The sequence below is a fragment of the Lacrimispora sp. 210928-DFI.3.58 genome (assembly GCF_020554865.1).
In the GTDB taxonomy this organism is placed as follows: Bacteria; Bacillota; Clostridia; order Lachnospirales; family Lachnospiraceae; genus Enterocloster.
This window is the reverse complement of the sequence record NZ_JAJCIC010000067.1, coordinates 1-10,591: the sequence shown is the minus strand read 5'-3', so window position 1 is coordinate 10,591 and position 10,591 is coordinate 1. Positions and strand designations below refer to the sequence as shown.

The window sequence follows — 10,591 nt, the reverse complement described above, 5'->3', positions numbered from 1 at the left end:
TAATCTTCAATTTTCAAGGAACTTTGTTGTTGGCATCTCGGCCGCAACGGTTATTGATTATAACTCATTGTTTTCGGTTTGTCAACCATTTTTTCATTTTCTTTTCGACTTTTTTGAAGTCCTTTTTGAAAATGTTCTGCTCTTTTTCAGCAGCGAAAATTATAATACCAGATGTTTCCCGAAATGTCAACAACATTTTTAAACTTTTTTTATTTTTCTATACTCCGCTGTCCAATGTAAACCAAAATGCGACTCCATCCTCCCTGTTTTCGACGCCATAGTCCTTGTGATGGGAATCCATGATCGCTTTTACAATGGAAAGTCCGATGCCGCTGCCGCCGTATTCTCTTGTTCTCGCTTTATCTACCTTAAAGAATTTTGTCCAAAGCTTGTCCAGGTCCTCCTCCGGGATGGGCTGGCCTGTATTGAAGACAGTTACTTTTACCTCCTTTTCCCTCTGCTCCAGGGTGATCTCGATCCGCTTCTCGCCATCCAGGTGATTCATTGCATTATTCAGATAGTTTGTGACGACCTCTTCGATCTTAAATTCATCTGCCCATACATAGACAGGGCCGTCCGCTTCGAAGACCGCTGCCGCACCTTTCTGCTGAAGCAAAAGGCCTGCTGAGGTCAGCACTCCCTGTATCAGGTTCACAATATCAAACTGCTCCATTACCGGCATATCATTTCCAAATTCAAGCGCCGTCAGAGTCAGGAGCTGCTTTACCATTTTGTTCATTTTCCCGGCCTCATCCATGATGACCTCACAGTAGTAGTCCCTGCTTTCGGGATCCTCTGCCATGCCCTCTGTAAGCCCCTCTGCATAGCCCTGGATCAGGGCAATCGGTGTTTTCAGCTCATGGGACACATTTGCAATGAACTCTTTTCGCGTCTCGTCAATGCGTATCTTTTCTTCAATGTCCTTCTGAAGCTCATTGTTGGCTGTCTTCAGCTCACCTATGGTCTCCTTCAGCTTTTCTGACAGGGTGTTCATGCTATGGCCCAGCACCCCGATCTCGTCCTGGGAGTCCCCGGTATATTTTGCGTCAAAATCCAGCTCTGACATACGGGCCGACAGGGCTGACAGAGAGCGGATAGGCGAGGTCACCCGTTCTGTGGCAATATACATCAGGGCACTTCCCAATATCATTACCACAATGCCTACATATCCCATAAAACGGTTAGACAGCTCTACGCTTTCGTGGATACTTGAAATCGGCATGGACATAATGAATATGGTGCGGTTATCATCAAAAAATCCCCAGTTCTGCAGATAATATCCGTTGGAATGCCTGTCAAAGCTCTTCTGTATCTTATAATTCTCTTCAGATACCAGTATTTCTGTATTGGGCTCGCTCCTTCCCAGGATATACTGCCGCACCCGGTCTGCCAGGAATTTGCCATCCCGGAAAGAGGGAATAGCCTGATCATCCATGCTGTCAACGATCACAATGGTGGTATTGTACTTTTCATTCATCAGACGGAGCAGGCGGCTGGCGTCATTCTGCTCTCCGTCCTTGGAATAGAGGCTCTGGAAATCCTGGGTAATATTTCCCCCGCTGGCGCTCTTTTCCAGCACATACAGGTTTAGCTGTTCATATGCGTCCTGCAATAGTTTTACCTTCTCCTGGGTATAATAGCCCTCCAGGAAAAAGCTGTTGACTGCCCACAGGCTTGAGAGCACCAATGCCATAAGCCCGATAAAGATCATGGTAAATCTCATCCGTATGGAGTGCTTCATGTTTCATCCACCTCAAATTTGTAGCCCATGCCCCATATGGTCTTAATATAATCTCCTTTTGCTCCCAGTTTGCTCCGCAGCTTTTTTACATGGGTATCAATGGTGCGGGCATCTCCAAAATAGTCGTAATTCCATACATTGTTCAATATTTTCTCTCTGGAAAGGGCAATGCCCTGATTCTCTGCAAAATAGGTTAGAAGCTCAAATTCCTTAAAGCTCAGTTCTACCTCCTTGCCGTCAATGGTGACCTGGTGGGCCATTTTGTCAATGCAGATCCCTCCTGCTTTCAGGTATTCGGAGGAAACGGCGTTGGTCCTGCGCAGAATGGCGTCTACCCTGGCAACCAGGATCTTGGGGCTGAAGGGCTTTGAGATATATTCGTCCACTCCCAGGGAAAAGCCCTGAAGTTCGTCACGCTCTTCGCTTCTGGCTGTCAGCATGATGACCGGCACCTGGGAATACTTGCGGATGGTCTTTAAGACTTCCCAGCCATCCATCTTGGGCATCATCACATCCAAAAGGATGAGAGCAATGTCCTTCTGGGCAAAAAATATTTCTACTGCTTCTTCCCCGTCTCCTGCTTCCACAACGGAGAAGCCTTTATTTACAAGGAAATCCTTCACCAGCTTGCGCATCCTGGCTTCATCGTCCACTACTAATATTTTCAGAGCATCCATTCCTTTACCTCCTATGCACTTAATGTACTGCCAGTATTGGCTTTATTCTAGCAAAAAAAAAGGATTATTTCCACGTTTTCACATAAGTTTCACAGCTTGCTCCGGATAAGCAGCGCAAAAAAATCCCCTGACTCACAAACAAGTCAGGGGCGCGTTACCATTCTTTATTCTTCTTCCAGCTCATCCTCACCGATCAGCTCGTCATACTCCTGGTCATCCAGCATTTCGTCGAAGGCGTCTGCGACGATCTCGTACTCATCATCATCCTCGATGTTGTCAAGGATCGGAGTTCCGTCCTCTGTCTCGCTGTAGCGGTACAGGTATACCTCGCCTTCCTCGGAATCTGCACCTTCCATCGGAAGAAGGGCAATGTATTCGCGCTCTCCGGCTGTGAAAATAGTCAGGACAACGCACTCTATCTCAGAATCATCATCCAGAGTGAGAGTAACTGTCATCTCCTGATCTTCTTCGTTTAAATTCTTCTCATCTGCCATATGGGTTCCTCTTTCATTTCCAGATTATAGTATTTACCTACGCTTACACTGTATCAGACTCACCCGGAAAATGCAAGAGTAATTTCCCCGCCGTCTAAACTGTCGCCTCAATACTCGATCCCCTCCCGCGCAGCAATCCCGCGCTCGAAGGGATGCTTTTCCAGCTTCATCTCTGTCACATAATCGGCACAAGCCTTTAATGCCGCAGAGGGATTTCGGCCTGTCAGGATCACCTCCAGGCCTTCCGGCTTGGCCTTTAGGCAGCGGATGACATGCTCCTCCTCCACAAAGCCCTGATTACAGGCTGCCACGATCTCATCCAGAACCAGAAGAAACACCGGGGAGGATGACGCCATTCCCCAGGCCTCCTCAAAAAGGCCGCTGTAATAGACGGCTGCCTCCCGTCTCATCTCCTCTGTCATATTCCAGGAAAAGCCAAAGGATTTTTTGCATGGCAGGACAGTTACTTCTTTCAGGCAGGAAAATGCCGCCACCTCACCGGAATCGTCTGTCTTTAAGAATCGGGCAATCAGGACCTTCTTTCCCCTGCCTGCTGCCCGCAGGGCTGCTCCCATGGCCGCTGTGGTCTTCCCCTTGCCGTTTCCGCAGTATATGTGCACTAATCCTGTCATATCCCTGTCTCCTCTATAAAACGTGATGGCTCCTGCTTTTTGTGATAGCGTTCCTTTGCATGGCAGATATGGAGCCGCTCCTTTGCCCTGGTCATGGCCACATAGAACATGCGCCGCTCCTCCTCCATATCAGGATCCAGTACCGCCTTGTGATGGGGTGTGATCCCTTCGTTTGCGTCCAGGATATAGACTACCCGAAACTCTAAGCCCTTGGAGCTGTGCATTGTCATGAGGCTGACCCCTGTGCCCTTTTCCTCCCGGTTTTTGGCCTGCTTTTGCAGCTGCTCCTTATACTCCTCCATGTGGGTAAACCAGGCTTCATATGTCTTAAAGCCCATAGCGCTCTCCTGAAGGGAGTCAAGTACCTCAAACAGCTCCTCCGGCGGCATCCTGCGCTCTAAGGCATATTCCCGGATATAGTCGTCATAGCCCACAGCTTTCCTGATATAATTAACCGCTCCGGCGGGAGCCATTCCCTTTAGCATTTTCAGGTCGTATTCCAGCTGTTCAATGCGGTCCAGCATCCAGTTTTTGTCCTGGTAAAAGGATTTTAACCGCTCCCAGTCGATCCGCTGGCCCTCCAGGGCATCGCGGCTGATGTAGCGCTTGGGACGGTTCAGGACAGGAAGAAGATTCCCCCTGGACAGGTCTCCTTCTGCGGCCCTGATATAAGCCAGCACGTGCCTTGAGATCCAGTGCTCATAGAGATTGGGCGCCGTATCCCGCATTTGGAAGGGAATGTTGTATTCCATCAGCTTTGTGATAAGGAGGCGCGGGCCGGAATTGGTGCGGTAGAGGACGGCAATGTCCTCCCAGGCCATGCCCATGGCGGCATAATCACGAAGCTCTGCCACAATGGCCTGGTTCTCCTCCAGGGGGTCTTTATACTCCCTGACGGAAATGGGACGGCCCTCGCCTCTGGCCGCCCGGATCTCCTTGGGGAACCTGGTGGAATTGTGGCTGATCAGCCGTCCGGCTGCCTCCACGATCTGACGGCTGGAGCGGTAATTGGTATCCAGAAGGATTTTCTTTGCCTGTGGGAAATCCTTTTCAAAGCCCAGCATGAGCTCCGGCTTTGCTCCCCGGAAGCGGTAGATGGATTGGTCATCGTCTCCTACAATAAACAGGTTATCAAGGGGCTTTGCCAGCATTTTTACGATCTCATACTGTATCCGGTTGATATCCTGGAACTCGTCAATTAGTATGTAGCGGTATTTGTCCTGCCATGCCTTCAAGATGTCCTTTCTCTCCTGAAACAGCTCATAGCACATCACCAGCATGTCGTCAAAGTCGAGAAGTCCCTGACGGCGCAGCTTGTCCTCATACCCCCGGTACAATGCCCCGAAGACCTCGCTGGAACAGCTTTTGGGATAATAATGCTCCAGGCTCATGAGCTCTCCCTTGACCATACTGATCTCACTCAGTACAGAGGATACAAATTCTCCCTCCTCCTCCACATCCAGGGCCATTGTCTCCATCATTTCTTTGACAAACCGTGTGCGCTGCTCCTCCCTCACAATATTGGAGGTCTGGTAGCGGTAGGCCAGCTTCAGGATCAGAAAAAAGACAGAATGGAAGGTTCCAAAGGAAACTCTGCTGCATCCTGTCTGTATCATCTGGCTATACCGTTCCTTCATCTCCCTGGCGGCTGCTCTGGTGAAGGTTATCACCAGGATATTTCCCGGATCCACACCGTATTTTTCCGTCAGGAAGCGGACCCGGTTGGTGATGACCGTAGTCTTCCCCGAACCGGGCCCTGCCAGCACCAGCGCGGGACCGCTCCCGTGCCGGATCGCATTCTTCTGTGCTTCATTAAATGCCATAAAATGTCCTTACGCTTTTAACAACTCAATTCCCTTACGGATCCTCTTTAAGGATTCCTCCTTGCCCAGTACCTCCATGATCTCCGTTGCACCAGCCGGAGTCATCTGCTTGCCGGATACGGCAGTGCGGATAGGCCACATTACAAAGCCTGTCTTCACTCCGGTGTCGGATACGTATTTTGACAAAAGCTCATAGAGGGCATCGTTGCTGTAATCCTCCTGAGCCTCCAGAAGGGGAAGCACATCCTCCAATACCTTTAAGGAGGTCTCTGCATTTGTCTTCATCTTCTTGTGGGTGTACATGGCGGTGTCATATTCCGGCAGCTCCTCAAAGAAATCAATGTGTCCTGCAATATCAGGGAACACCTCGATCCTGGTCTTTACCATGGCTGCGATCTTCTTACAATCCAGATCCTTCCTGATCACGTCCTTGATGTACGGCTCCGCCATGGCATAAAACTTGTCAAAGTCCATGGCCTTCATATATTCGCTGTTCATCCAGCGCAGCTTTGTCATGTCAAACACAGCCGGGGACTTGCTCATACGGCGGTAGTCAAATTCCTTTATCATGTCCTCCAGTGAAAAGATCTCCCTGTTGCCCTCAGGAGACCAGCCTAACAGGGCCACATAGTTTACAATGGCCTCAGAGAGAAAGCCCTGATCCAAGAGATCCTCAAAAGAGGAATGACCGCTTCTCTTACTCAGTTTGTGATGCTCCTCGTCTGTGATCAGAGGACAGTGTACATATACAGGCACCTCCCAGCCAAAGGCCTCATAAAGGCGGTTGTACTTCGGGGAGGAGGACAGGTACTCGTTGCCTCTCACCACATGGGTAATGCCCATCAGGTGGTCATCCACCACATTGGCAAAATTGTAGGTGGGATAGCCGTCTGATTTGATCAGCACCATGTCATCCAGCTCCGCATTGTCTACCGTGATGTCGCCGTAAATGTCATCGCTGAAGGTAGTGGTCCCTGTGGTAGGGTTATTCTGGCGGATCACGTAGGGCAGGCCTGCTGCCAGGTTGGCCTCTACCTCCTCCTTTGACAGGTGAAGGCAGTGCTTGTCATAAACCATGATCTCCTCGCCGTTTACGGTCTTTCGCAAGCTGTTTAAGCGCTCCGGGGTACAGAAGCAGTAGTAGGCTTCTCCCTTTTCCACCAGCTTTTTGGCATATTCCAGGTATATGCCTGCTGCCTGGCGCTCGCTCTGGACATAGGGGCCGCAGCCGCCGTCCTTATCAGGGCCTTCGTCATGGACAAGGCCTGTCTCCTCCAGAGTCCGGTAAATGATCTCCACTGCGCCCTCTACATAGCGCTCCTGGTCTGTATCCTCAATTCTCAGAAGGAAATCTCCTCCTTCATGCTTTGCGATCAGATAAGCATATAATGCGGTTCTCAGATTGCCCACATGCATCCTTCCGGTTGGGCTTGGTGCATACCTTGTTCTTACTCTGCTCATGTCAGTCTTCTCCTATTAATTCCATTTTTTCCAAATTCACAGGTCCCTTTTTCTTGGAAATGGGCCCATCTCATATCAGAAACATTATATACCGAAGGCTAAAAAAAGACAATGCCTGATTTTCCACAGGCACTGCCTTTCGATTGTGCTCAGATATCCACAGGATCCTTATTTGAAGGTGGAATTGTCCACATCCTCTGTGAACTTATCCATGTCTACCGGCATCCATGAAACCTTTTCCTTGCCGCTCACATCAACCTTCATCTTCTCACATTTCACTGTGATCTCAGACTCGCCGCCATTTGGCTCCAGCTCGCCCAACCTGGAAACATAGTCCTTCATGATCTGGCGTGTGAACTCCATGATGGCATCCTCATCGCCAGACATCAGAGCTGCCTGAGTCTCCTCGTCCATGTTCTCAAGATACTCTGTCTGGAGATCTGTCATGGTCTGCTGGATATCAGCATTAGAGAAGCTCTTCACTGTCAGAACAACGGTGGTCTCATCCTTGCTCTGCTCAGAAATAGCAGCAGTGTAGGTCAGCTTCTGAACCAGCTTCATGATGGTATCGCTCATTTCCTGGAGCTCCTCATCTGTAAACTCGATTCCTGCTGATGCAAACTCCTCCTCGAATACGTCTGCCAGTGTCGTATCGCTGTCTTCCATCAGGGAAGTTCTCACATCATCCTCTGATGCAAAGCCCAGAAGGTCCATCATTGGCTTTGGGTCATCCTTAAGGCACAGGTCATACATAGCACCTACTACCTGGTCTGCCGGAGCCAGCTCTTCCTTGCTGCAGCCTGACAGCACGATGGTGCAGAGGGTCAGGACAGCCAGAAGAACTGCTGCTGCTTTTTTGTTCCACTTCTTCATGTTTTCCTCTCCTTCGCGCCCTGCCGGGCGCTGTTTTTTTATATATGTACAGATAGTTCCCTGCACCCGCAACTATATGGGCTCAGGAAACTATCCGTTCATATCTCTATTAAACTTTATTCTGCTTTAGGGGCCTCTTTCTTACCAGCCAGATCACTTGGCCTCATGGTCAGGTTGATCCTGCCCATTTTGTCCACTTCCGTTACCTTTACCGTAACCTCGTCTCCGATGTTGACCACATCCTCCACCTTGCCTACGCGCTTGTCAGAAAGCTTGGAAATATGGATCATGCCGTCCTTGTTGGGAGCCAGCTCCACAAATGCACCAAAGTTCATGATACGCACTACCTTGCCGGTAAATACCATGCCTGCCTCAATATCGGTGACAATGCTGGTGATGATCTTGATCGCCTTATCGATCATAGCCTCATCCGTACCGCATACATTGACTGCGCCGTCATCTGTAATGTCAATCTTAACGCCAGTCTCCTCGATGATCTTGTTGATGACCTTGCCCTGCTTGCCTACTACATCACCGATCTTCTGAGGATCAATGGTGATCTGCTTGATCTTTGGAGCGTATGGGCTTAAATGCTTTCTCGGTTCAGAGATCACAGGCTGCATTACATGCTCAAGGATATACATTCTTGCTTCCCTTGTCCTTGCAATGGCCTCCTCAATGATGGGGCGTGTCAGGCCGTGGATCTTGATATCCATCTGGATCGCTGTGATACCGTTCTTTGTACCGCCTACCTTAAAGTCCATATCGCCGAAGAAGTCCTCCAGGCCCTGGATATCGGTAAGGACAATATAATCGTCATCCGTCTCTCCTGTAACAAGTCCGCAGGAAATACCGGCAACCATTTCCTTGATCGGAACGCCTGCTGCCATTAAGGACAGAGTGGATGCACAGATACTTGCCTGGGAGGTAGAGCCGTTGGACTCCATGGTCTCAGACACTGTGCGGATCGCATATGGGAATTCTTCTTCGCTTGGCAGAACAGGCACAAGTGCTCTCTCTGCCAGTGCGCCATGACCGATCTCACGGCGGCCCGGTCCTCTGCTTGGCTTTGTCTCACCAACGGAGAAGGACGGGAAATTATAATGGTGCATATAACGCTTTGTGGTCTCGTTCACATCCATGCCGTCCAGTCTCTGGGCCTCGGATAAAGGAGCGAGCGTGCAGGCATTTAAGATCTGGGTCTGGCCGCGGGTGAACATACCGGAGCCGTGTACTCTCGGCAGGATATCGATCTCTGCTGCCAGAGGACGGATTTCCGTGATAGCACGGCCGTCCGGACGCTTGTGATCCTTTAGGATCATCTTGCGGACAGTCTTCTTCTCATACTGGTAAATGGCATCGCCCACCAATGGCAGCCACTCTTCATTCTCTGCAAATGCTTCCTCCAGACGCTCTGTAATGGCAGCAATGTTCTTCTCACGTGTCTGCTTGTCGTCTGTAAATACGGCTTCCTCCATCTCCTCAGATGGAACCAGCTCCTTGATCGCTGCAAAGAGCTCTTCCGGAACAGCGCAGCTCTCGTAGGTGTGCTTTTCCTTGCCGCACTCTGCCACGATCGCATCGATGAACTTGATGATCTCCTGGTTTACCTCATGAGCCTTGAAAATGGCCTCGATCATCTTCTGCTCAGGCACCTCGTTTGCGCCTGCCTCGATCATGATAACCTTTTCCCTGGTAGAAGCAACGGTCAGAGCCATATCGGAAACGCGCTTCTCATCGGCAGTCGGGTTGATGACAAACTCACCACCAATCAGGCCTACCTGGGTGGTTGCACAGGGACCGTCAAATGGGATATCGGAAATACAGGTAGCAATGGCAGATCCCAGCATTGCTGTCAGCTCAGGGCTGCACTGGGGATCAACAGACATGACTACGTTGTCCAGGGTCACGTCATTGCGGTAATCCTTTGGGAACAATGGGCGCATGGGACGGTCGATCACGCGGGAAGTCAGGATGGCATTCTCGGAAGCCTTACCCTCTCTCTTGTTGAAGCCGCCTGGGATCTTGCCCACTGCGTATAATTTTTCTTCATACTCCACGCTTAAGGGGAAGAAATCAATGCCTTCCCTTGGCTTTGCAGATGCTGTTGCTGTGGAAAGGACAACAGTATCACCATAATGCATAAATGCGGCGCCATTTGCCTGTGCTGCCACTCTGCCAACCTCTACGGTCAGCTTACGGCCTGCCAGATCCATGCTAAAACTTTTGAACATATCAGGTCTCCTTTTCTTTTTTATAATGGTTCAGCAGAGCAGAAGACGCCGAAACTACTGATCTGTCCTGAAATGCTGATAAATGGCCTTCAGAACACATCAGCGGTCTCGGAGTGTTTCCCCTGTCTGCTGCGTATGATATCCAACATGCAAATTAGGGTGGAGAAAACTCCACCCTAAGAGAATTACTTTCTGATGCCGAGCTTCTCGATCAATGCACGATAGCCTTCCAGGTCTTTTTTCTTTAAGTAGTCAAGAAGACCTCTTCTCTGTCCAACCATCATCAGAAGGCCTCTTCTGGAATGATGATCCTTTGGATTCTGCTGAAGATGAGCGGTCAGCTCAGTGATCCTCTCTGTCAGGATAGCGATCTGAACCTCTGGTGAACCTGTGTCTCCAGCCTTACGGCCATACTTTGCGATAATTTCTGCTTTCTTTTCCTTGGAAATCATGGTAAATCCTCCTATAATCTTGTTCTCACCGTAAACCAGGATTCCGGTTGGAGTATCCGTGAACCGGGCAGCGGCGTTTTTCATACCGATTTAGTATAGCACAGTCTTCCTTTGTTGTAAACCGGGATTTTTTCTTTTTTTACTGGCATTTGTAGGATTACAATACATGTGTTACAACTGAATAATTAAAAAGCAGAGATGCTG

The 10,591-nt window shown here is 49.7% G+C and carries 9 protein-coding genes; all 9 read right to left on the bottom strand.

Features of this window, described 5'->3' with window-relative positions; genetic code table 11:
• Positions 1–217 precede the first annotated feature (217 nt).
• Positions 218–1,741, bottom strand: a complete 1,524-nt coding sequence (locus LIZ87_RS21330) for a sensor histidine kinase (protein WP_227149144.1) — start codon at positions 1,739–1,741, stop codon at positions 218–220.
• Complete coding sequence (locus tag LIZ87_RS21325; protein ID WP_227149143.1) at positions 1,738–2,418, bottom strand: response regulator transcription factor; 681 nt, start codon at positions 2,416–2,418, stop codon at positions 1,738–1,740. Before LIZ87_RS21325 ends, LIZ87_RS21330 begins: the two co-directional genes overlap by 4 nt.
• Before the next feature lie 164 nt (positions 2,419–2,582).
• Positions 2,583–2,912 carry a DUF1292 domain-containing protein gene (locus LIZ87_RS21320; RefSeq protein ID WP_178317172.1) on the bottom strand — a complete coding sequence of 110 codons (330 nt, stop codon included), beginning with the start codon at positions 2,910–2,912 and terminating at the stop codon, positions 2,583–2,585.
• 107 nt (positions 2,913–3,019) lie between these two features.
• The gene (locus LIZ87_RS21315; RefSeq protein ID WP_178317171.1) at positions 3,020–3,544 is read right to left on the bottom strand and encodes a cob(I)yrinic acid a,c-diamide adenosyltransferase; all 525 of its coding nucleotides are present in this window, start codon (positions 3,542–3,544) and stop codon (positions 3,020–3,022) included.
• Complete coding sequence (locus LIZ87_RS21310) at positions 3,541–5,367, bottom strand: ATP-dependent helicase (protein WP_227149142.1); 1,827 nt, start codon at positions 5,365–5,367, stop codon at positions 3,541–3,543. Before LIZ87_RS21310 ends, LIZ87_RS21315 begins: the two co-directional genes overlap by 4 nt.
• A 9-nt stretch (positions 5,368–5,376) precedes the next feature.
• A complete protein-coding gene (gltX, locus tag LIZ87_RS21305; RefSeq protein WP_227149141.1) occupies positions 5,377–6,828 on the bottom strand; it encodes a glutamate--tRNA ligase in 1,452 nt (483 codons plus the stop codon).
• Between the two features lie 168 nt (positions 6,829–6,996).
• Complete coding sequence (locus LIZ87_RS21300) at positions 6,997–7,701, bottom strand: DUF5105 domain-containing protein (protein WP_178315955.1); 705 nt, start codon at positions 7,699–7,701, stop codon at positions 6,997–6,999.
• A 116-nt stretch (positions 7,702–7,817) separates the two neighbouring features.
• Complete coding sequence (locus tag LIZ87_RS21295; protein ID WP_227149140.1) at positions 7,818–9,935, bottom strand: polyribonucleotide nucleotidyltransferase; 2,118 nt, start codon at positions 9,933–9,935, stop codon at positions 7,818–7,820.
• 185 nt (positions 9,936–10,120) lie between these two features.
• Positions 10,121–10,387 carry a 30S ribosomal protein S15 gene (gene rpsO, locus LIZ87_RS21290; RefSeq protein ID WP_227149139.1) on the bottom strand — a complete coding sequence of 89 codons (267 nt, stop codon included), beginning with the start codon at positions 10,385–10,387 and terminating at the stop codon, positions 10,121–10,123.
• Positions 10,388–10,591: the final 204 nt, after the last annotated feature.